At 57.2% G+C, this 20,819-nt stretch carries 19 protein-coding genes; 12 read left to right on the top strand and 7 right to left on the bottom strand.

The features are described 5' to 3' along the window. Positions 1 to 112: 112 nt before the first annotated feature. Complete coding sequence (gene cobS / locus ACQY4M_RS09925; RefSeq protein WP_428543578.1) at positions 113 to 871, bottom strand: adenosylcobinamide-GDP ribazoletransferase; 759 nt, start codon at positions 869 to 871, stop codon at positions 113 to 115. 79 nt (positions 872 to 950) lie between these two features. On the opposite strand from cobS, the gene cobT reads away from it, so the two are divergent. Beyond that, complete coding sequence (gene cobT / locus ACQY4M_RS09920; RefSeq protein WP_428543576.1) at positions 951 to 1,961, top strand: nicotinate-nucleotide--dimethylbenzimidazole phosphoribosyltransferase; 1,011 nt, start codon at positions 951 to 953, stop codon at positions 1,959 to 1,961. A gap of 42 nt (positions 1,962 to 2,003) precedes the next feature. Here cobT and ACQY4M_RS09915 read toward each other — a convergent pair whose 3' ends face one another. Further along, positions 2,004 to 2,462, bottom strand: coding sequence for an Lrp/AsnC family transcriptional regulator (locus ACQY4M_RS09915; RefSeq protein ID WP_428543574.1), 459 nt, complete (start codon positions 2,460 to 2,462; stop codon positions 2,004 to 2,006). Positions 2,463 to 2,602: 140 nt separating this feature from the next. On the opposite strand from ACQY4M_RS09915, the gene hppD reads away from it, so the two are divergent. Continuing rightward, positions 2,603 to 3,697 (top strand): 4-hydroxyphenylpyruvate dioxygenase, encoded by a 1,095-nt coding sequence (hppD, locus tag ACQY4M_RS09910; protein WP_428543572.1) that lies wholly within the window; start codon positions 2,603 to 2,605, stop codon positions 3,695 to 3,697. Positions 3,698 to 3,700: 3 nt separating this feature from the next. On the opposite strand, the gene ACQY4M_RS09905 is transcribed toward hppD, so the two are convergent. Then, the gene (locus tag ACQY4M_RS09905; RefSeq protein ID WP_428543570.1) at positions 3,701 to 6,325 is read right to left on the bottom strand and encodes a hypothetical protein; all 2,625 of its coding nucleotides are present in this window, start codon (positions 6,323 to 6,325) and stop codon (positions 3,701 to 3,703) included. A gap of 162 nt (positions 6,326 to 6,487) precedes the next feature. On the opposite strand from ACQY4M_RS09905, the gene ACQY4M_RS09900 reads away from it, so the two are divergent. Beyond that, complete coding sequence (locus ACQY4M_RS09900; protein WP_428543568.1) at positions 6,488 to 7,174, top strand: SIMPL domain-containing protein; 687 nt, start codon at positions 6,488 to 6,490, stop codon at positions 7,172 to 7,174. Positions 7,175 to 7,219: 45 nt separating this feature from the next. Here the strand turns inward: ACQY4M_RS09900 and ACQY4M_RS09895 are convergent, their stop codons facing one another. Together ACQY4M_RS09895 and ACQY4M_RS09890 are read right to left on the bottom strand one after the other, a co-directional pair. Further along, positions 7,220 to 8,512, bottom strand: a complete 1,293-nt coding sequence (locus tag ACQY4M_RS09895) for an O-acetylhomoserine aminocarboxypropyltransferase/cysteine synthase family protein (RefSeq protein ID WP_428543566.1) — start codon at positions 8,510 to 8,512, stop codon at positions 7,220 to 7,222. 241 nt (positions 8,513 to 8,753) lie between these two features. Then, a complete protein-coding gene (locus tag ACQY4M_RS09890; protein ID WP_428539230.1) occupies positions 8,754 to 10,004 on the bottom strand; it encodes an IS256 family transposase in 1,251 nt (416 codons plus the stop codon). A gap of 233 nt (positions 10,005 to 10,237) precedes the next feature. On the opposite strand from ACQY4M_RS09890, the gene ACQY4M_RS09885 reads away from it, so the two are divergent. From ACQY4M_RS09885 to ACQY4M_RS09855, 7 genes are all read left to right on the top strand, one after another. Further along, complete coding sequence (locus tag ACQY4M_RS09885) at positions 10,238 to 11,254, top strand: IS110 family transposase (RefSeq protein ID WP_428542502.1); 1,017 nt, start codon at positions 10,238 to 10,240, stop codon at positions 11,252 to 11,254. Positions 11,255 to 11,976: 722 nt separating this feature from the next. Beyond that, entirely contained in the window at positions 11,977 to 12,537 is a 561-nt protein-coding gene (locus ACQY4M_RS09880) for a F0F1 ATP synthase subunit delta (RefSeq protein ID WP_428543564.1), read from the top strand. Continuing rightward, positions 12,537 to 14,072, top strand: coding sequence for a F0F1 ATP synthase subunit alpha (gene atpA, locus ACQY4M_RS09875; RefSeq protein ID WP_428543562.1), 1,536 nt, complete (start codon positions 12,537 to 12,539; stop codon positions 14,070 to 14,072). The genes ACQY4M_RS09880 and atpA overlap by 1 nt, the downstream gene beginning before the upstream one ends. A 30-nt stretch (positions 14,073 to 14,102) precedes the next feature. Next, complete coding sequence (locus ACQY4M_RS09870; protein ID WP_428543560.1) at positions 14,103 to 14,972, top strand: F0F1 ATP synthase subunit gamma; 870 nt, start codon at positions 14,103 to 14,105, stop codon at positions 14,970 to 14,972. Positions 14,973 to 14,990: 18 nt separating this feature from the next. Then, positions 14,991 to 16,421 (top strand): F0F1 ATP synthase subunit beta, encoded by a 1,431-nt coding sequence (atpD, locus tag ACQY4M_RS09865; protein ID WP_428543558.1) that lies wholly within the window; start codon positions 14,991 to 14,993, stop codon positions 16,419 to 16,421. A 12-nt stretch (positions 16,422 to 16,433) separates the two neighbouring features. Next, positions 16,434 to 16,829 carry a F0F1 ATP synthase subunit epsilon gene (locus tag ACQY4M_RS09860; RefSeq protein ID WP_428543556.1) on the top strand — a complete coding sequence of 132 codons (396 nt, stop codon included), beginning with the start codon at positions 16,434 to 16,436 and terminating at the stop codon, positions 16,827 to 16,829. Positions 16,830 to 16,962: 133 nt separating this feature from the next. Beyond that, positions 16,963 to 17,313 carry an H-type lectin domain-containing protein gene (locus ACQY4M_RS09855; RefSeq protein ID WP_428543554.1) on the top strand — a complete coding sequence of 117 codons (351 nt, stop codon included), beginning with the start codon at positions 16,963 to 16,965 and terminating at the stop codon, positions 17,311 to 17,313. Between the two features lie 3 nt (positions 17,314 to 17,316). On the opposite strand, the gene ACQY4M_RS09850 is transcribed toward ACQY4M_RS09855, so the two are convergent. Further along, positions 17,317 to 18,342 (bottom strand): ribose-phosphate pyrophosphokinase, encoded by a 1,026-nt coding sequence (locus ACQY4M_RS09850; protein ID WP_428543552.1) that lies wholly within the window; start codon positions 18,340 to 18,342, stop codon positions 17,317 to 17,319. Positions 18,343 to 18,451: 109 nt separating this feature from the next. Between ACQY4M_RS09850 and ACQY4M_RS09845 the strand changes: the two genes are divergently transcribed. Both ACQY4M_RS09845 and ACQY4M_RS09840 read left to right on the top strand, forming a co-directional pair. After that, positions 18,452 to 19,045, top strand: coding sequence for a 2-hydroxychromene-2-carboxylate isomerase (locus ACQY4M_RS09845; RefSeq protein WP_428543550.1), 594 nt, complete (start codon positions 18,452 to 18,454; stop codon positions 19,043 to 19,045). A gap of 3 nt (positions 19,046 to 19,048) precedes the next feature. After that, a complete protein-coding gene (locus tag ACQY4M_RS09840) occupies positions 19,049 to 19,780 on the top strand; it encodes an alpha/beta fold hydrolase (protein ID WP_428543548.1) in 732 nt (243 codons plus the stop codon). Here the strand turns inward: ACQY4M_RS09840 and ACQY4M_RS09835 are convergent. Next, the gene (locus ACQY4M_RS09835) at positions 19,770 to 20,819 is read right to left on the bottom strand and encodes a threonine aldolase family protein (RefSeq protein WP_428543546.1); all 1,050 of its coding nucleotides are present in this window, start codon (positions 20,817 to 20,819) and stop codon (positions 19,770 to 19,772) included. The genes ACQY4M_RS09840 and ACQY4M_RS09835 overlap by 11 nt on opposite strands.

The following is a 20,819-nucleotide window of genomic DNA, read 5'->3' as shown; positions in this document are numbered from 1 at the left end:
TGTTTCAGGAATTGCGCCGCGCTAATGCGCGTCGCCCAAGGCGCTGCCCCCTAACGGGGACAGCGCCTTTTTTGCCTCCGGCGGAGGTATTTGGGAAAAGAAGAAGCAGGGATCAGGTTAGAAGTGTGGTGAAGGTGAGCAGCACGGCGATTTCGGCGAGTTGCTGGCTGGCCCCAAGGATATCTCCGGTCTGGCCGCCGATTTTGCGCAGAGCAATCAGGGCGATGATGCTGGCGGCAATGCTTGCTGCGATTAGGGCGATGATGCTGGCGGTGACGGGTGCAATGAAACAAGCCAACAGAGCAAGCCCCAGTGCCACGCCTGCGGTATCTTTCCCGACGCGCCCGACACTGGCGGACAGGCCCCCGTCGCGGGCGTGGGGCAAGGTGGCCATGATAAGCACCATTGGCATGCGCGACAGGGTGGCGGTGGCGATCAGGGCCATGAACAGCGCCCCGATGTGGATCAGGACGGTGATTGCACTCCAGCGCAGCAGCAGCGACATCACCAGCGCAATCACCCCGTAGGTGCCGATCTGGCTGTCTTTCATGATTTCAAGCCGGCGGTCCATGTCCCAGCCGCCCCACAACCCGTCGAATGTGTCGGCCAGCCCGTCTTCGTGCATCGCGCCGGTCATCACCACCTGCGCCGTGATCACCAGCGCGGCGGTGATCTGGGCAGACAGCCCCAGTTCCAGTGCAAGCCAGCCAATAGAAGCGGCCAGCGCCCCGACGATCAGCCCGACCAGCGGAAAGGCCCATGCCGCAGCCGCCCCGCGCGCACCATCGGTTTTCACCGGCAGGCGGGTCAGCAATCCGATTGCGGCGGGGATATCCGCCAGCCGGATCAGCGGGGTGTCGGGTTTGATCATCAACAGGGCCTTTTCATTGCATCTTGCGCACCCCATAGCGTTAAACCTAAAAGGCATAAGATATCAACGAGGGACCGACATGACATTTACCACGCTCGCCGAATTTCGCGCCATTCTGGAAAATTTACCTGCAGCCGATGCGGCCGCGCGGCAGGGGGCCGAGGAGCGTAACAGCCAGTTGACCAAGCCACCGGCGGCGCTGGGGCGGCTCGAGGATCTGGCGATCTGGTATGCGGGCTGGCGCGGGGATGCGAAACCGTCTCTGGAGGCGCCGCAGATCATCATCTTTGCCGGTAACCACGGGGTTTGTGCGCAGGGGGTTTCGGCCTTTCCGCCCGAGGTAACGGAACAGATGGTGCTGAATTTCCAGCATGGCGGGGCGGCGATCAACCAGTTGGCCAAGACATTCGGGGCCAAGATGGACGTGCATGCGCTGTTGCTGGATACCCCGACGGCAGATTTCACCGTGGACGCCGCGATGAGCGAAGAGGATATGGTTGCTGCGCTGTTGGCGGGCTGGAACGCGGTTGATCCCAAGGCGGACCTGTTGGTGACCGGCGAGATGGGCATCGGCAACACTACATCGGCGGCGGCGATTGCGGCGGCGTTGTTTGGTGGGGAGGCGGCAGATTGGACCGGGCGCGGTACCGGTGTGGATGATGACGGGCTGGCGGTGAAAACCCGCGTGGTTGCCGAGGGGCTGGCGCGGCATTCAGATGTGCTGAAGGATCCGTTGCAGGTTCTGCGCTGCCTTGGCGGGCGGGAACTGGCGGCGATGGCCGGGGCGATTGCGCGGGCGCGTCATCTGCGGATACCGGTTATATTGGACGGGTTTATCTGTTCGGCGGCGGCGGCCACGCTGGAAGCGGCTGTTACGGGCGCGCTGGATCATTGTGTTGCGGGGCATGTTTCTGCTGAAGCTGCGCATGGCAAGGTATTGAAGAACCTATGCAAAGAGCCGTTGCTGGCGCTGGATATGCGGCTGGGCGAAGGTTCGGGCGCGGCGCTGGCGATCGGGGTGCTGAAGGGGGCGATTGCCTGTCATTCCGGCATGTCCACCTTTGCCGAGGCCGGAGTTTCGGACGGGTAGAGATTCTATGCTTGCGGCGCAGGTATTTGGGAAAAGAAGAAGCTAGACCGGCAGTGGCGCGTCGGCCTTCAGTTCGTTCATCACGATCTGGCTTTGCACGCGGGCAACGGCGCTGTGGGGCAGCAGGGCGTCCTGTATCAGCGTGTTCAGCCCAGCCAGATCGGCGCAATAGACGTGTAGCATATAATCGGCCTCGCCGGTCAGGGTCCAGGCGCTGATCACTTCGGGGCGGGATTTGACGTGGCGCACGAATGAGGCGGCGGCCTGTGCGTCATGGGCGGCCATTTGCACCTGAATGAACGCCTGCACCGTCAGGCCCAGCCGTTTTGCATCCAGTTTGGCGCTGTAGGTGCGGATGTAGTCGGCAGATTCCAGCCTTTGGCGGCGCCGCGCGGCCTGCGAGGGCGACAGGTTCAGCATTTCGCCCAACTCGGCAGCGGTGATCTGGGCATTCTTTTGCAACTCGGCCAGAAGGCGGGAATCGGTTTTATCCAAGGACATGCGGTAATCTCGCGTTTAATTCATAATAGTCGATATATTGGCGCGTAATACTATAAAGAGTCCAGCAGAAACGCGCACGAAACACATCCCATTATTGTTATCCTTGCCCTGAACGCAAAAACGCAAACAGGAGAAAACCGATGGGACCATTCCCCCATGACGCCCCCCGTGCCACAATTTCCGCCGATAACCCTGCCGGAACCGACGGATTCGAGTTTGTCGAATTCGCACATGAAGACCCGCAGGCGCTGCGGGATTTATTCGCCAAATTGGGGTTCAAACATGTTGCCAACCACAAAGCCAAATCGGTTGAACTGTGGAAACAGGGCGACATCAGCTATTTGCTGAATTACCAGCCGGACAGCTTCGGGATGTGCTTTGTTGATCAGCACGGCCCCTGTGCGCCGTCGATGGCCTGGCGGGTGGTGGATGCGCAGAAAGCGTTTGACCATGCGGTGTCCAAAGGGGCCGAGCCCTATACGGGTGATGGTAAAACCATGGATGTGCCGGCGATCATGGGGATTGGTGGGTCACTGTTGTATTTCATCGACCAGTATTTTGACACCAGCCCTTACAACGCCGAAATCGACTGGATCGACAATGCCCACCCGGCGGGGGACGGGTTTTATTACCTCGATCATCTGACCCATAATGTGCACAAGGGCAATATGGACAAGTGGTTCAAATTCTATGCGGATCTGTTCAATTTCCGCGAAATCCGGTTCTTTGACATTCAGGGGAAATTTACCGGGCTGTTCAGCCGTGCGCTGACCTCGCCCTGTGGCCGCATCCGCATCCCGATCAACGAGGATCGCGGCGAGAAGGGGCAGATCGTAGCCTATCTCAAGCGCTATAACGGCGAAGGGATCCAGCATATCGCGGTGGGGACGGATGATATTTACGGCTCGACGGATGCGATTGCCGCCAAGGGGCTGGAATTCATGCCGGGGCCGCCGAAAACCTATTACGAGATGAGCCGCGCGCGGGTGAAAGACCATAACGAGCCGCTGGAGCAGATGATGAAACACGGCATCCTGATTGATGGCGAAGGGGTGCTGGGCGGGGGTGAAACCCGTATTCTATTGCAGATTTTCAGCAAAACCGTGGTCGGGCCGATCTTTTTCGAATTTATCCAGCGCAAAGGCGATGACGGTTTTGGCGAAGGCAACTTCAAGGCGCTGTTTGAATCGATCGAGCGCGAGCAGATCGAGAACGGGGAATTTGCCGCCGAATAGCACCTACAGTTTCGGCATCCGCAAAATCACAGTGCGCCCGCCTTTGACGTATCGCAATTCGTCTTCGCCAATCGCGGCCACCTTGCCACCGTCAACCCGCTGGCCAACCTTGACCTTGACGTAGCGCCCATTTGACAACCGCACCAGGGCGCGGCGGTTGCCCGGGCTGCCGTATACCCCGATCAGCGAGGTGCGATGCAGGTTGATGGCGTTCTTGGTGGTGGCCAGCCGTGCGACCGATCCACGGGTCGGTCCGGGCGGGGTTACGGTCTGGTTGCGCGGCACGGCTGCGGCGGCGGTGGCCTGTTCCGAGGGGGCCGATGCGCGGGCACGGGCGACCAGTCGGGCAAAATTGCGCGGGCGGTGGTTTGGCAGACGCGACAGGACCACAGCGTTTTCCGTCGGGGTTTCGTCAAGTTCTTCTTCGACCTTGGCGGTGACCGGGCGCGGTTTGGGGCGAAATCCGGCCAGTTCCGAGCGGCTGCGTCCGCCAAGCTGTGCGGTTTCGTTTGCCTGCACCAGATTTGCGGGGCGCGGGGCCGGTTTGAACCCTGCCAGACGATCATCGGACACAGGGGTGACATCCGGCGCCCGGTTGCCGCGCACAGCGGGTTTGACGGGGGGCGGGCCTTTGAAAACGAGGATACCATCCGGGGTCAGGGTGCCTTCGGCGCTGGGAATGACCAAACCACGATCATCCAGATGAAAACTTTCGCTATTGGTGATCGGCGGGTTCTGCGGCGGGGTAACCCGTGTGTCCGGCGACAGTGATATTGCAGGCAGGGCCACCGCGTCGTGCGGTGTGATCTGCGGGTCCACCGAAGCAATATAGAATGTATCACCGGTTTGTTCAGCCGGTGGGGTTCCTGAAGGTGGGGACAGTTGCCAGAACCCGCTTTCTTCATAAGCCTCTTGCGCGTTTTCCGCAGTGACCGTCGGTATCGGTTCCGGTTCGGCGACTTGCTCGGGCTCAGGAGCCGGTTCGGGCTGGGTTGTGACAGGTTGTTCCGGTACCGGCTCATTTGCTGCCGCTTGCTCCGGTTCGGTCGGGGTGTCGGCTGCTGGTAGGGGGGCTGTGTCTGCGCCTGTCATGGGAGGCAGTTCAGTGGTCAGTTCCGGCTCTGCTTCGACAACCGGATCGCGCCGGATGCTGGGTTCGGTCAGCATGGCCAGCGCATCGCCCACGGGATCCTGTTCGGGGGTGGATGGTTCTGGAGCAGCCTCGGCAACAACAGGGGTTTCTTGAACAGGTGCATCGGCGATAACGGGGACGTCACCGTCTGCCGTGGTGTCCTTGCCGGGAAGGAAACTGGCCCACAAAGCCACAGCGGCCAGCCCGACAACCAGCAGCAACATCAATGCCAATCCCAGATAGCGCGGCTTGCCTTTGTCTGACGCCACCTTCTTGCGGGCGCCAAACACCGTCATGGCCTGTTCTTCGTCGGTGTTTCCGCTATCCAAAAGCGGGCTTATGGCGTTTTCCAGTCTTAAAGGTGTTGCAGGCGCGCTGGTTGTTGCCGCTTTGGTTTCCTTGCGTTTCACACCGCCCAGAAGCGGGGATTTCGATGTTTTGCCTTCCGGCAGGATCGCCAGCCGGGTTTCGGTTTTTTCGATACGCTCAATTGCGGTATCGGGCAGATCGGCATCTTCCGCGTCACGTCGGGTTGTGAACGTGGGCAGGGCCCCGTCAGGAACAGGCGTATCCGTATCGGGAACATCGGCCGAAAGAACACCGGCCGGTTTGGCGGTTTTCGCTTGCTTCTTTTTCGCTTTTGCGGATTTTTTCTCAGGCTCAGGCTCAGGCTCAGGCTCAGGCTCAGGCTCAGGCTCAGGCTCAGGCTCAGGCTCAGGCTCAGGCTCAGGCTCAGGCTCAGGCTCAGGCTCAGGCTCAGGCTCAGGCTCAGGCTCAGGCTCAGGCTCAGGCTCAGGCTCAGGCTCTACATCTGTTTCAGTGCTATCCTGATCGGCTTCGGATTTTTCCGGCGTTTCCGGTTTTCCCTCTTGCTCAATATCAGCGTCCGTGCCCGCTTCGGTCTCGGGTGATTTTTCAGCGACCTCTTCCGCCACGGCCTTTGCCACGAGCGGGGCGATGATGCTGATGGCAACCGTATCGCGCTCTATGCCTTCGCCTTCTTCCAGCAAGGCACCAGCGGTTGTGGTCTGTCCGAAATAGGGCTCGCCGTCAAACTGGCCCGCCTCGGGAATGGCGACAAAACACAGCGGGTTGAACCCGTGTTCAAAGGCGAAATCCTCGGCTTCGGTCAGTGTTTCGCGGGCCACGGCAGCGATATGCAGATCATCCCCGATGACGCAGAAATCAAAGGCCAGTTCGAAGATATGATAGGGCGTCGCCCCGTCCAATGCCGCGCGGGCCTGTAGATCGCGTTGGGCCTGCGTCGGGGCGGCGTTGGGCACCGCCTTGTACAGGATTTGCGAATTGGGGATCACCAGTTTGGTGGTCACCCCGCCATTGTCCAGCGAGGCGGCGGTCTGGCGCAGATAATCCAGCTCGCGGGGCAGGTTTTTATCTTGGGGTGAGACTTCGCCCACAGTGCGCCAGCCGTCCTTCTCGCGGTGGAGAAGGGCGATACCGTCATGGCATAGGTTCAGGGCAAAATTTGGCTTCATGTTATTGATCTAGCACATAAAGAATATCGGACTGCAGGCGTTATATTGACTTTCATCACACTACAGCAGGTTTTCGCCTATGGAAAGGAAAAGCCCCAAGGATTGCCTTGCGGGGTGCGTCTTATATGGTGAGCATAAGGAATAACACGAAAGGATTTTGTTATGCGGAATGTGATAGTTGCACTGGTTTTATTGATGGCAGTGCCTGTGATGGCACAAGAGTCACGCCGGATTGTGGTGAATGGTCACGGGGTGATTGAAACGGTGCCGGATATGGCGACCATTTCGATGGGGGTAGTCAGCGAGGCGAAAACCGCGGGCGCGGCGATGGCAAAGAACACCGATGCGCTGGAAGGGGTATTGTTACAGCTTGCCGAGGCCGGGATCGAATCGCGCGATATCCAGACGAACAATCTGTCCCTGTCACCGCGCTGGGACAACCGGTCATCGAGTGTTTCGGGGCAGCCGCAAATCAACGGTTTCATTGCCACCAATACGGTCAGCGTGCGGGTGCGTGATCTGGCGCAACTGGGCAAGGTTCTGGACGCGGTGGTGCAAAATGGTGCCAACAGTTTCAATGGGCTAAGCTTTGGTTTGCAGGATATGGAGCCTGCGCGAAACGAGGCACGGGTGGCTGCGATCAAAGACGCGATGGCCAAGGCACAGCTATATGCCACAGCGGCCGGTGTGGAACTGGGCGATGTGGTGTCGATCAGCGACGGGGCCGTGCGCAGTGTCGGGCCGGTAATGATGCAGGCCGACATGATGCGATCGGCCGCAGTGCCGGTGGCGCAGGGGGAATTGTCGGTGACGGCCGATGTGACCGTTGTGTTCGGGGTTGCCGAGTAAGCAGCGACGGGCCAATCCCGCAAGGTAGGGGATTGGCCCTGATTATCAGGCTGTGGCGGCTGTCAGCGCCTGATCCAGATCGGCGATCAGGTCGTCCGCATCCTCGATGCCGATGGAAATGCGCACCACGCCGGGGCCGGCGCCTGCTGCTTCCAGTTGCTCTGGCGTCAACTGCCGGTGGGTGGTCGAGGCCGGATGCAGGATCAGCGAGCGCGCATCACCAAGGTTGGCCACATGGCTGAATATATTCAGATTTTCCACCAGTTTCACGCAGGCATCATATCCACCTTTGACCGCCACGGTGAACAGCGCGCCCGCCCCTTTGGGGCAGATGCGCATCGCGCGTTTGGCATAGGGGCTAGAGGGCAGACCGGCATAGGTGACCTTGTCAATCCGCGGATCGGTTTCCAGCCAGTTTGCAATCTTTTTGGCGTTGGCCACATGGCGCTCCATGCGCAGTGACAGGGTTTCGATCCCCATCAATGTGTAATGCGCGGCCTGCGGGTTCATCGTCATGCCCAGATCGCGCAAGCCGATAGCAATACCGTGGAAGGTATAGGCCAGCGGGCCGAATGTTTCGTGGAATTTCAGCCCGTGATAGGCCGGTTCGGGTTGTGACAGGGACGGGAATTTATCAGTTGCCGACCAGTCAAACGTGCCGCTGTCCACAACAGCCCCGCCGGTGACGGTGCCGTTGCCGGTCAGGTATTTGGTGGTGGAATGCACGACCAGTGCCGCGCCATGCTGGAACGGCTGGCACAGGTATGGCGTGGCCGCGGTGTTGTCGACAATCAGTGGCAATTGCGCGGCATCGGCAATTTTGGCGATGGCGTCCAGATCGGTGACATAGCCGCCCGGATTGGCAATACTTTCGCAGAAAATCGCGCGGGTATTTTCGTCGATTGCAGCGGCCACGGCGGATTCATCATCGAAATCGACGAATTTCGCGGACCAGCCGAAGCGTTTGATGGTCTGGCTGAACTGGGTGATCGTGCCGCCATAGGCACGGGTCGAAGCGACCAGATTCAGGCTCGGCCCCATCAACGGAAACAGCGCCATGATCTGTGCGGCGTGACCCGAGGAACAGCAAACCGCCCCTGCGCCACCCTCAAGCGTGGCAATGCGTTCCTGCAACACCGCAACCGTGGGATTGGTCAGGCGCGAATAGATGTAGCCGACCTCTTGCAGGTTGAACAAAGCCGCCGCATGATCGGCATCGCGAAACACATAGGCGGTGGTCTGGTAAATCGGTGTTTGCCGTGCGCCAGTGGCTGGGTCAGGCCGCGCGCCGGCGTGGATTTGCAGGGTGTCAAAGCCATATGTGGGGGTGTCGGTCATGTCGCTGTCCTAACTTAATTTTCGGGTATCCTAGGGCAAGGAAAAACTTGCGACAACCGGCCATTGGGAAAAGGGATGTAATTCTGTGAAAACACAATAAGAAAGAGCGTGTGTCCAGTTCACCCATGTGAACGCCCCAAATTTCCCTTCGACCCGTTCCGATTGGGGACTTTTCTTTCGTTTTGGTTAGGTCATAAGGTCTGATTACTGGAGCTATGCCCAAAAGTTGGTGACGCAGTAATCAGGCGGCATGTTTTTCCTGCTTGATCCCGTCCTTAAATTCAACCCCTTCGATGATTTCCGGCAATCGGAATGCGCCGTCGAGTTTACGCCATTTCTTCTTTGCCGACATCATCAGGCGGAAGGTCATTGCCAAGGCGGTCTTGCGCCCGAGGCAGCCTTTGGTCTTCTTCGTTCGGTGCCGCACGGTGGCAAATATGCTTTCGATGGGGTTGGATGTGCGGATGTGTTTCCAGTGCTCGGCAGGGAAGTCGTAGAAGGTCAGCAGCACGTCCCGGTCCTTGGTCAGCTTCCCCACGGCACGCTCGTATTTCACGCCATAGGCTTCGATGAAGAAATTGAACGCGGCCTCGGCGTCCCGTTTGTTCTCGGCCATCCAGATGTCCTGTAGATGGCCCTTGGCTTTGGCTTGCAGCGACTTCGGCATGGCATTCAGGACGTTGCCGGTTTTATGCACCCAGCAGCGCTGCTCCCGGGTCTCACCGAACACCTCCCGCAAGGCGTTCCAGAAGCCGAGCGCGCCATCACCAACGGCCAGATCAGGGGCTTTTCTGAGGCCACGACGTTGCAAGTCCAGCAGCAGTTCACGCCAGCTCTGGCTGCTTTCTCGATACCCGTCCACGAGGCCCAGAACATCCTTGTTACCCCACTCGTCCGCGCCGATGATCACCAGCATGCATTGCTTGTCAGCATCCGTGCGCGGCTTGAAATAAACCCCGTCGGCCCAGAAATACACATAGCGTTTGGCCGACAGGTCACGCCGGTTCCAACGCTCGTATTCTGCCCACCACTCCGCCTTCAGGCGCGAAATCGTGCTCGATGTCAAACCACCCGCATCAGGCCCCAGAAGGGCCGCCAGTGCTTCGCCGAAATCACCCGTGGAAATACCTTTGAGATAGAGCCAGGGCAACAACTCCTCGACCGACTTTGCCCGGCGCAGATACGGCGGCAGAAGCGTCGAGGTGAACCTGATCTTCTCCGCCCCCGTGCCACGATCACGCACCCGAGGCACATTCACCGGGACAGGGCCGATCCCCGTCATCACCTCGCGCTCCGGCAGGTATCCGTGGCGAACAAGGCGCTGGCGACCGGCCGAATCCCTCAAATGCGCGTGTTGCGCCATCAGATCACAAACCTCGGCCTCGACCGCCTGTGCCAACAGATCCCGCGCGCCTTTGCGCAAGATATCCGTCAGCGGATCAGGTGAAATTCCGGCTGGATCGGTAAACTCCAAAATAGTATCGTCTTCCATGTGGCATATCCTTTTCTCTCTGAGAATCGCGGCGCGTCAACACCGCCATGATATGCCACCCAATCACCCCATCACCAACTTTCGGGCATTACTCCCTGCACCCGTCATTTTGTAAAAATGACAGCGCCTTCATCAGGCTTTCGCGGCCCCACTGATGGCGTGGATGGCCCCTGCTTCCGTCAACTCACTATGGCAAAGTGAGGGCCGTAGAAGTGCTTCACAAGGAGAGGATCATGAACAAGAAACTACAAGCAGAGGCTATCGTCACCGTCGGCCTCGACATTGCCAAGAATGTTTTTCAGGTGCACGGCATTGATATACAAGGGCAAGTGATTGTCCGACGCCAGTTGCGCCGCAGCCAGGTTCTTTCATTCTTTAGGCTGCTGAATTCCTGTCTGATTGGCATTGAGGCCTGCGCCGGAGCCCACTTCTGGGCGCGTGAGCTGACACGTCTGGGCCATAATGTGCGTCTGATGCCACCTTCTTATGTCAAGCCCTACATCAAGCGTCAAAAGACGGATGCCGCAGATGCGGAAGCAATATGCGAGGCTGTAACCCGGCCGACCATGCGCTTTGTGCCAGCCAAGACCGAAGAACACCAAGCCATCTTGATGCAACACCGCACCCGCGATATTCTGGTCCGGCAGGTCACGCAGATCGTCAATGCCATCCGCTCGCATCTGGCTGAATTCGGAATTGTTGCGCCTGTTGGCGTACAAAATGTCGACCGTCTGCTTGAGGCAGCCGCAGAGCTTCCAGAACAAGCTGGCGTTGCATTCGATCTCCTTTCCCGGCAGTTCCATGAGACCCGTGATCGGGTTGCCGAAATCACCCGCCAAATTGAGATTTCCCAACGGCAAGACCCAACTGCACGTCGCCTGACCACGATCCCCGGTGTCGGGGTGCTGACTTCCAGCGCGATTACCGCGACAACGCCGGATGTGTCGCAGTTCCGCTCAGCACGCGACTATGCGGCATGGATCGGCCTTACCCCCAAACAGAATTCAAGCGGCGGTCGGGAACGGATGGGTGGCATATCGAAAATGGGTGACCGGTATATTCGACGGTTACTTTATCTTGGCGCTCTGGCGCGTATCCGCACACGACGCCGGCGTGGGGAAGGCGATGATTGGATCTGGCAATTGCTGAAGAGAAAGCCGGTGAAGGTGGTGGCGATTGCCATTGCGAACAAAATGGCCCGAACGATCTGGGCGTTGTTGAAATCCGGCCAAAGCTACCGGCCCGCATAAATTGACCAAAACACAATAGCCGGGCCCGCCCGGCTTCCGAGACGGCAAGGCGCAAAGTGAGGTGATGGCAAAAGGCAATAAACGTATCAGGACACCCCGTGTGGCCCCAAGCGATACGATCGCGTTCCACTGATTGGACCTGATACATGCGGACTTCATCAAGGCGCGCAGAAATACATCTGCAAACAGACGCCGAATACATGGCCGCGAAACGCCAGTTGCAGTACCAATTTTGTACTTGCCCAGCAGGGGCCATCCATACATGGGGCCACGGTCCTTCTTCACTCCCCACGGAGGGCGCTATTGCAACGTGGTGTTTATTGGTGGGGTTTGAGGAAACTAATACCAAGTAGCAAGTTGCGATCACAGCACTTTGCGCCCACCTAGGTCGGGCACTGACATTATTAAAAAATGGGTTGCGCGCAATCGCATAGGTTTTGACTGCTTCCCGCAAGCGAAATCAAAGCAGATTCGCCCTCTGCCCCCTTGAATCCGAACATTTCAAACATATTTTTTCGCCACAATGTGACGCATACCGGCTAAATCCCTAATTTTACTGGGGATTGAGTTTGCCTTTTACGCGCATCGCCTGTTGCGACAACAAAACTCCTCTGCTACACCCTGCACGAAATTCGGTGCATGCATTCGTATGTGCCTTGGTTGTCCCTTGTGAAGAATCATCACAAAATAATAACGGGACGTTTGACAGTGGAAGGGCGGACGTGTCTGAACCAGCTTCTATCTCATCCGGCATTGCCGCGCGTTATGCGACGGCACTTTTTGATCTGGCCAAAGACGGCAAGAAACTGAAAGCGATTGAAGGGGATGTGAATTCCCTTGATGCCGCCCTTGCCGAAAGCGACGACCTGAAGGCGTTGATCAATTCCCCGATCTATACCCGTGAAGAACAGGGTAATGCCATCATGGCAATCGCAACCAAAATGAAACTCTCGCCCATTGTGAAGAACACACTGGGCCTGATGGCCGGCAATCGCCGCCTTTTCGTTCTGCCACAACTGGTGGAAAGTTTGCGCAAGCTGATTGCCGACGAAAAGGGCGAAATTACAGCCGAGGTCGTTTCGGCCAAGAAACTGACCAAAGCACAGAGTGACAAGCTTGCCAAAACGCTGAAAGCCAGCGTGGGCAAGGACGTTATTATCAATCCTTCCGTCGATGAAACACTCATCGGCGGTTTAATCGTTAAAGTGGGCTCGAAGATGATCGACACGTCGATCAAATCCAAGCTCGGTAACCTCCAGAATGCAATGAAAGAGGTCGGATAATGGGCATCCAAGCAGCCGAAATTTCTGCGATCCTAAAGGACCAGATCAAAAACTTTGGGAAAGAGGCCGATGTGGCCGAAGTCGGCCGTGTGCTGTCCGTCGGTGACGGTATTGCGCGGGTTTACGGTCTGGACAACATCCAGGCGGGTGAAATGGTTGAATTCCCTGGTGGTATCCGCGGGATGGCGCTGAACCTTGAAGCCGACAACGTGGGTGTTGTTATCTTCGGGTCGGACCGTGACATCGTCGAAGGTGACACCGTCAAACGGACCAAGGCGATTGTGGACGTTCCTGTCGGGGACGAACTGCTGGGCCGCGTTGTAGATGGTCTGGGCAATCCGATTGATGGCAAGGGCCCCGTCAAAACCAAGAAACGCGCGATTGCGGATGCGAAAGCACCCGGTATTATCCCGCGGAAATCGGTTCATGAGCCAATGGCAACCGGCCTGAAGTCTGTGGATGCGATGATCCCGATTGGCCGTGGCCAGCGCGAGCTGATCATTGGTGACCGCCAGACAGGTAAAACGGCTGTGGCACTGGATACGATCCTGAACCAGAAATCGTATAACGATGCTGCTGAAAACGAATACGACAAACTGTATTGTATCTATGTTGCGATCGGCCAGAAACGTTCGACCGTTGCACAGTTGGTAAAGAAGCTGGAAGAATCCGGCGCGATTGACTATACCACTGTGGTTGCTGCAACCGCGTCCGATCCCGCACCGTTACAGTTCCTTGCGCCTTATGCCGCCACCGCGATGGCCGAGCATTTCCGTGATAACGGCCGGCACGCACTGATCATCTATGATGATTTGTCCAAACAGGCCGTGTCCTATCGTCAGATGTCGCTGTTGCTGCGTCGTCCGCCTGGACGTGAAGCCTATCCCGGTGACGTTTTCTATCTGCACTCTCGCCTGCTGGAACGCTCCTCGAAGCTGAACGAAGATTACGGTTCGGGTTCGCTGACAGCACTGCCGATCATCGAAACACAGGGCGGTGACGTTTCGGCGTTTATTCCGACCAACGTGATCTCGATCACCGATGGCCAGATCTTCCTTGAAACCGAACTGTTTTACCAAGGCATTCGCCCTGCTGTGAACACAGGTCTGTCGGTTTCGCGTGTGGGATCATCCGCACAAACAAACGCGATGAAATCTGTCGCCGGTCCGGTGAAACTGGAATTGGCCCAGTATCGCGAAATGGCGGCCTTTGCCCAGTTCGGTTCCGATCTGGATGCGGCTACGCAAGCCATGCTTAACCGTGGTGCGCGTCTGACCGAGCTGATGAAACAGCCGCAGTATTCGCCGCTGACCAACGCCGAAATCGTTTGCGTCATCTATGCAGGCACCAAAGGCTATCTGGATGGCATCGATGTGAAACAGGTCGGTCGCTTTGAAGAAGGTCTGCTGGCCCACCTGCGTCAGAAAAACGCCGATCTGCTGGCTGAAATCACCGATAAAGATCCCAAGATCAAAGGTGAGATCGAAGACAAGATCAAAGCGGCACTTGATGCCTTCGCAGCGGATTTCGCATAACCTAGTGGCTTAAGGGATAGGAATTGGTACATGCCAAATCTTAAGGACCTAAAAAACCGGATCGACAGCGTCAAGAACACGCGCAAGATCACCAAAGCCATGCAAATGGTTGCCGCGGCGAAACTTCGCCGCGCGCAGGAAGCTGCCGAAGAGGGCCGCCCCTATACAGCACGCATGAATGCTGTTCTGGGTGGTTTGGCGGCCTCTGTTGGTGGTTCTGACTCTGCCCCCAAACTGCTAGCTGGCAGCGGGTCGGATCAGGTGCATCTATTGATCGTGATGACCGGTGAACGCGGGCTTTGTGGCGGGTTCAACTCGTCCATCGTCCGGATGGCCCGCGCCAAGGCTCAAGAGCTGATGGTTTCAGGCAAAACAGTGAAAATGATCACGGTTGGCAAAAAAGGCCGTGACCAGTTGAAACGTGAATACGGTGACGTGATGGTTAATCACGTTGATCTGTCGGGGGTCAAACGGGTTGGATATGCCAATGCGCATGAAATCGCTCGCGATGTTTTGGGCCGGTTCAGTGATGGCGAATTTGATGTAGCAACAATTTTCTACAACACATTCGTAAATGTCGCTGTTCAGGATCCTACCGAACAGCAAATCATCCCGGCCAAGTTCGAAGTATCAGACGAAGCCGGTACGGTTTATGATTACGAGCCCGGCGAGGATGAAATCCTGAAGGATTTGCTGCCGCGTGGTGTGGCGACACAGATTTTTTCTGCCCTGCTGGAAAATGGTGCGTCCGAGCAAGGGGCCCGGATGTCGGCAATGGATAACGCAACACGCAATGCAGGCGATATGATTGACAAGCTGACCATCAAATACAACCGCTCGCGGCAGGCAAAAATCACCAACGAGCTGATTGAAATTATTTCGGGTGCCGAAGCACTCTAGAAACGCGGAGAATTGATTATGGCAAAAGCGAAAGCAACAGGTAAGGTCACGCAGGTGATTGGCGCCGTCGTCGACGTTCATTTTACGGGTGATCTACCCAAAATTCTGAACGCTATCCTGACTACAAACAACGGGAAAAAACTAGTTCTCGAAGTCGCACAGCATCTGGGTGAAAACACAGTCCGCTGTATTGCGATGGAAGGGACCGAAGGTCTGGTTCGTGGCGAGCCGGTAACGGATACTGGCGCCCCGATTTCCATGCCGGTTGGAAATGCAACCCTTGGCCGTATCCTGAATGTAATCGGTGAGCCGGTTGACGAAAAAGGGCCGGTCAAAACCAAAACGACCCGTGCAATCCATCAGGAAGCCCCGGATTTTGCGGATCAGTCCACTGAGGCCGAAATTCTGGTGACGGGCATCAAAGTGATCGATCTGCTGGCCCCCTACACCAAGGGTGGTAAAATTGGTCTATTCGGCGGGGCCGGCGTGGGTAAGACAGTTTTGATCATGGAACTGATCAACAACATCGCCAAGGTGCATTCCGGTGTGTCCGTGTTTGCCGGTGTTGGCGAACGGACCCGCGAAGGTAACGACCTTTACCACGAGATGATTGAATCGGGCGTTATCGTTCCCGACAATCTGGAAGAAAGCAAAATTGCGCTGGTTTACGGCCAGATGAACGAGCCTCCCGGTGCGCGTATGCGGGTTGCCCTGTCCGGTCTGACACTGGCCGAGCAGTTCCGCGATGAAACCGGCGCCGACGTGCTGTTCTTCGTTGATAACATCTTCCGCTTTACCCAAGCCGGGTCCGAGGTTTCGGCGCTGCTGGGTCGTATCCCGTCCGCTGTGGGTTATCAGCCGACACTGGCCACCGACATGGGTGCGTTGCAGGAACGGATTACATCGACCAAATCCGGCTCAATCACATCTGTTCAGGCGATCTATGTGCCTGCGGATGACCTTACCGATCCTGCACCGGCCACATCGTTCGCCCACCTTGACGCGACAACTGTTCTGGACCGTGCGATTTCCGAGCTGGGCATCTACCCTGCTGTGGATCCGTTGGGCTCTACTTCGCGTTTGCTTGATCCGGCTCTGGTTGGTGAAGAGCACTACAAAGTGGCCACAGACGTTCAGCAGGTTCTGCAACGCTATAAATCGCTACAGGATATCATCGCCATTCTGGGCATGGACGAATTGTCGGAAGAAGACAAACTGGCCGTGGCCCGTGCGCGTAAAATCCAGCGCTTCCTAAGCCAACCGTTCGACGTTGCCAAAGTATTCACCGGTTCTGACGGTATTCAGGTTCCGCTGGAAGATACGATTGCTTCGTTCAAGGCTGTTGTGGCTGGCGAATATGACCACCTGCCCGAAGGCGCCTTCTATATGGTTGGCGGCATCGAGGATGTGGTTGCCAAAGCCGAGAAAATGGCGGCGGACGCAGCTTAAGGAGTTTGGCCAATGGCTGACACTATGCAATTCGATCTGGTTTCGCCTGAACGCAGTCTTGCGTCGCTTCAGGCGGCCGAGGTTATGCTTCCGGCGGCCGAAGGTGACATGACAGTGTTGCCCGACCACGCCCCCGTCATCACCACCCTGCGCCTTGGCGTGGTCAAGGTGAACGGCCCCGAAGGTGAAGCGGATTTCGTCGTAACCGGCGGTTTTGTTGAAATCACATCCGAGGGTGTATCGGTTTTGGCCGAACAGGCGCATGCCGGTAACGAGGTCAAAAAGGCCGATCTGGAAAGCGCATACACATTTGCCCGCGAGCAGGCCGAAAAAGCCAGTGACGAGGACAAAAGCGCTGCCGAGAAACTGGTTGCCGATTTTGCACAACTGCTTGAGGATATGGAGTAAATATCTGTTCTTGCTGTATAAAGTAACGGACAAAAGGCCTTGGTTTTTCAAGGCCTTTTTCTTTTGGTTAATAAAATGTTAAGTCTAATTTGTTTTTAAGTATTCTTGCTGAAATACATTTTATGAGGGTCTGATGAGAAAATTGCGCAGCCGGTTGCTGGGGGTCGAGAATGGTTCGGTTATGCTGTTTTCGGATTATCAGCATGACGGCGTGATGTGGACGGGGGAAGGTCCGCGTGAATTTCGCAAAGTGATCGAGTTTGACGAGCCGTTTTCCAGCATTCCGATGGTGCAGGTTGGTCTATCCTTGTGGGATTTTGACAAAGGCACCAACCAGCGCGCAGATATTTTTGCCGAGATGGTCAACCCCGAAGGCTTTGCGCTGGTTTTTCGCACATGGGGCGACACACGGATCGCGCGGGCGCGGGCGGACTGGATTGCCTTTGGCGAGGTCAAGGATGACGATGACTGGGTGCTGGAATAACCGTTAGGTTTTCTGACCCCATTTGCTGCCTTTATACAGCGGCTTTAGCGTATTCACATCGAACAGCGAGGACACCGAAGTTCCTTTCCATGTGTTCAGGATGGCCTGCGAAAACAGCGGAGCCGAGGGCACAATGCGGATTTTCTTGGCGTCTTTGACAGGCTGGGTGGCTTCGATTGAATCGGTAACCACAAGGTGCTTCATGACAGAATTTTCAATCCGCTCGACCGCTGGGCCGGACAGCACGCCGTGGGTAATATAGGAATGCACTTCGGCGGCACCATGTTCAATCAGTACCTCTGCGGCTTTGCACAGGGTGCCGGCCGTGTCGCATATGTCATCAACGATGATACAGATCTTACCCTCGACATCACCGATCACTTTCATTTCGGCAATTTCGCCGGGTTTTGAGCGGCGTTTGTCAACAATTGACAAGCCGCTGCCGATCCGCTGTGCCAGATCACGCGCACGGGCCACGCCGCCAACGTCAGGTGAAATGATCGTCACCTTGTCCATCCGGTCGCCAAAGTGGTGCATGATATCCAACGCAAACACCGGCGAAGCATAAAGGTTATCCACGGGAATATCGAAAAAGCCCTGAATCTGGGTGGCGTGCAGATCCATCGTCAAAACGCGGTGAATCCCGGCCTCGACAATCAGGTTGGCTACCAGTTTGGCGGAAATCGGTGTGCGGGCCTTGGTGCGGCGGTCCTGACGTGCATAGCCAAAGTAGGGCATCACGGCGGTGATCCGAGCGGCGGATGAACGGCGCAGGGCGTCGGCGATGATCAGCAGTTCCATCAGGTTGTCGTTGGCGGGGTTCGATGTGGGCTGGATGATGAACATATCCTCGCCGCGCACATTTTCGTATACCTCGACGAATATTTCCTTGTCGTTGAATTTTTCGACCCGCGCATCCAGCAGTCCGATATCCATTCCGCTGTTCATCGCGGCGTATCTGGCGATCTCTTCTGCGAGGGGCCTGTTGGCATTGCCGGAAATCAGCATGGGTTTGGATGTGATCGGCATAACAGTGGGCCTCCCGTATGCAGCGGTATGTAACAGAATCGTATCGTTGACACCGCTTAACACCTGACTAGGATTCGGGGAAGGAAAACGCGAAGGAAGGATGCCGGAAATGGCCAATATCGACTATTATTTTGCGAGTGTGTCGCCTTACACATATCTGGCGGGCACAGAGCTGGAAGAAATTGCCGCCAGACACGGGGCAACAATCAAATATAAGCCGCTGGATATTGTTGCGCTGTTTGCTCGAACCGGCGGGATCCACCCCAAGGACCGGCATGTTTCGCGGCAGGAATACAGGTTGCAGGATTTACAGCGGCGCGCCGCCAAGGCCGGATTGCCGTTGAACCTGAAGCCCGCGTTTTGGCCGGCCAACACCGCGCCCAGTTCCTATGCCATTATCGCTGCACAGAATGCGGGCGGCGGTGATTTGGGAAAATTGGTGCATAGCATCACGGCGGCCTGTTGGGCCGAGGAAAAGAACATCGCGGACGATGACGTGATCCGCGGGTGCCTGTCGGCAGCAGGGTTCGACCCCGAGCTGGTGAATTCCGGCATGCTGGAAGGGGCCGAAACCTATGCCCGCAATCTGGAAGATGCAGTTTCGGCTGGAGCCTTTGGCGCGCCGTTTTACATCACCGATACGGATCAGCGGTTCTGGGGGCAGGACAGGCTGGAGGATCTGGACCGGTATCTGGCAGGGTAACGCATGATTTACACACAGCATTACACACAGCATTGGGGCAAGGGGGATCAGCGGGCGCTGATGCTGCACTGCTCGCTTGCCATTTCGGACGCATGGCGCGGATTGGCGGGGCATCTGGCTGATACTTTGTCGATGACGGGGATTGATTTTCCGGGGCACGGGCGCAGTTCTGATTGGGACGGGCAGGGGGATTACCACGCGGTTTGCACGGCTGCGGCGGCGGGCGCGCTGCGGCTTGCTGTTGAACGACCGGATATGGTGCGCTCGCTGGTGCTGATCGAACCGGTATTCTTTGCGGCGGCCAAGGGGTTGGATGCCTATGCGGTATTCGAGGAGGAGGTTGCACCCTTTGCCGAGGCGATAGGCGCGGGGCAAAACGAGGATGCGGCAAGGATGTTCACCGACCTGTGGGGCACGGGGGCGGCGTGGCAGGATTTGCCTGCTGCCTTGCGGCAGTCCTTTGTGGACCGTATCGGGTTGATACCGGCGACCGAAGGGGCCTTGTATCACGACAATGCGGATGTGGTTGCGCAAAGTAAGATCGAAGGGATCACCTGTCCGGTGCTGTTGATCGAAGGGGATCAGTCGCCAGCGATCATTGCAGCGATCAACGGAGCATTGGCCGAACGGTTGCCGGATGTAACGCAGTTCAGCATCAAAGCTGCTGCGCATATGGTGCCGATCACCCATGCCAAAGAGGTGGCGCAAGCGATTGGCGGGTTTCTTAGCCTTTAAGCAGCGCCAGAAACTGGTCAATATTTTCATCACTGGCCGACCAGTCACAGACCAGACGGGCGGTCAAGATTTCGTCAGGGTTGTCCCCCTCCAACTGCCCTTCCATGATGTGATATTGTGCACCTGCATCGTGCAAACGCTGGTGCGCGGCGCGGGGCCATCCGGCAAAGATGATGTTGGCTTCGGGCTCATACAGGAACGCGGCACCCTCGGTTTGCTTCACCCCTTCGGTCAGTCGCGCGGTAGCGGCATTGGCGGCGCGGGCGGTTTCCAGCCAGAGGTTGCTTGTCAGATAGGCCGACATCTGTGCCGCCAGATAGCGGTTTTTCGAGGGCAGATGCGCGCCCCGCTTGCGGCGCAGTTCAAACTCCCATGCGTGTTTGGGATCAAAGAAGATCACCGCCTCGACCCCCATGCAGCCATTTTTGGTGCCGCCAAAGCTGACCGCGTCAATGCCCGCTTTCCACGTCATTTCCGCCGGGGTGCAGCCCAGTGTCACCAGCGCATTGGCAAAGCGGGCGCCATCCAGATGGGTCGGCATACCGTAGGATTTGGCGATCTCGCACAGGGTGGTGATTTCATCCACCGTGTAAACCGTGCCGCGTTCGGTCACCTGTGTGATCGACAGGGGCCCGCGTTGCGGGCCGTGGACGCCGCGGGTTTCCTCGGCCTCGATTTTACGGCGTAATTTGTCGGGGTTGATTTTGGCGTTGGGGGAATTGACCAGCGTCAGTTTTGCCCCGCCGGTGAAAAACTCGGGCGCGTTGCATTCATCCTCGTGTATATGGGCCACGGGCGAGCAAAAAATGGTTTCCCAAGGCTGAGCCAGCGTTGCAAGGATCAGCGAATTGGCAGCGGTGCCGGTGGAAACCAGATAGACGGCGGCCTCGGGGGCTTCGAACACTTCGCGGATCTGTTCTCGCACCTTGTCCATCATCGCATCCGCGCCGTAAGGCATGGCATAGCCCGCGTTGGCAAGGGTCAGCGCGTCCATGATTGCAGGGTGGACGGGGCCGGTGTTGTCAGAAGCAAAAAACAT

This window comes from Profundibacter sp. (assembly GCF_965277155.1).
Lineage (GTDB): Bacteria > Pseudomonadota > Alphaproteobacteria > Rhodobacterales > Rhodobacteraceae > Profundibacter.
This window is presented reverse-complemented; position numbering and strand designations above follow the sequence as displayed.

Excerpts from the sequence above, each read along its gene's own strand:
- cobS (WP_428543578.1), bottom strand. The coding sequence starts at position 871 with ATGATCAAACCCGACACCCCGCTGATCCGGCTGGCGGATATCCCCGCC.
- cobT (WP_428543576.1), top strand. The coding sequence starts at position 951 with ATGACATTTACCACGCTCGCCGAATTTCGCGCCATTCTGGAAAATTTA.
- ACQY4M_RS09915 (WP_428543574.1), bottom strand. The coding sequence starts at position 2,462 with ATGTCCTTGGATAAAACCGATTCCCGCCTTCTGGCCGAGTTGCAAAAG.
- hppD (WP_428543572.1), top strand. The coding sequence starts at position 2,603 with ATGGGACCATTCCCCCATGACGCCCCCCGTGCCACAATTTCCGCCGAT.
- ACQY4M_RS09905 (WP_428543570.1), bottom strand. The coding sequence starts at position 6,325 with ATGAAGCCAAATTTTGCCCTGAACCTATGCCATGACGGTATCGCCCTT.
- ACQY4M_RS09900 (WP_428543568.1), top strand. The coding sequence starts at position 6,488 with ATGCGGAATGTGATAGTTGCACTGGTTTTATTGATGGCAGTGCCTGTG.
- ACQY4M_RS09895 (WP_428543566.1), bottom strand. The coding sequence starts at position 8,512 with ATGACCGACACCCCCACATATGGCTTTGACACCCTGCAAATCCACGCC.
- ACQY4M_RS09890 (WP_428539230.1), bottom strand. The coding sequence starts at position 10,004 with ATGGAAGACGATACTATTTTGGAGTTTACCGATCCAGCCGGAATTTCA.
- ACQY4M_RS09885 (WP_428542502.1), top strand. The coding sequence starts at position 10,238 with ATGAACAAGAAACTACAAGCAGAGGCTATCGTCACCGTCGGCCTCGAC.
- atpA (WP_428543562.1), top strand. The coding sequence starts at position 12,537 with ATGGGCATCCAAGCAGCCGAAATTTCTGCGATCCTAAAGGACCAGATC.
- ACQY4M_RS09870 (WP_428543560.1), top strand. The coding sequence starts at position 14,103 with ATGCCAAATCTTAAGGACCTAAAAAACCGGATCGACAGCGTCAAGAAC.
- atpD (WP_428543558.1), top strand. The coding sequence starts at position 14,991 with ATGGCAAAAGCGAAAGCAACAGGTAAGGTCACGCAGGTGATTGGCGCC.
- ACQY4M_RS09860 (WP_428543556.1), top strand. The coding sequence starts at position 16,434 with ATGGCTGACACTATGCAATTCGATCTGGTTTCGCCTGAACGCAGTCTT.
- ACQY4M_RS09855 (WP_428543554.1), top strand. The coding sequence starts at position 16,963 with ATGAGAAAATTGCGCAGCCGGTTGCTGGGGGTCGAGAATGGTTCGGTT.
- ACQY4M_RS09850 (WP_428543552.1), bottom strand. The coding sequence starts at position 18,342 with ATGCCGATCACATCCAAACCCATGCTGATTTCCGGCAATGCCAACAGG.
- ACQY4M_RS09845 (WP_428543550.1), top strand. The coding sequence starts at position 18,452 with ATGGCCAATATCGACTATTATTTTGCGAGTGTGTCGCCTTACACATAT.
- ACQY4M_RS09840 (WP_428543548.1), top strand. The coding sequence starts at position 19,049 with ATGATTTACACACAGCATTACACACAGCATTGGGGCAAGGGGGATCAG.
- ACQY4M_RS09835 (WP_428543546.1), bottom strand. The coding sequence starts at position 20,819 with ATGTTTTTTGCTTCTGACAACACCGGCCCCGTCCACCCTGCAATCATG.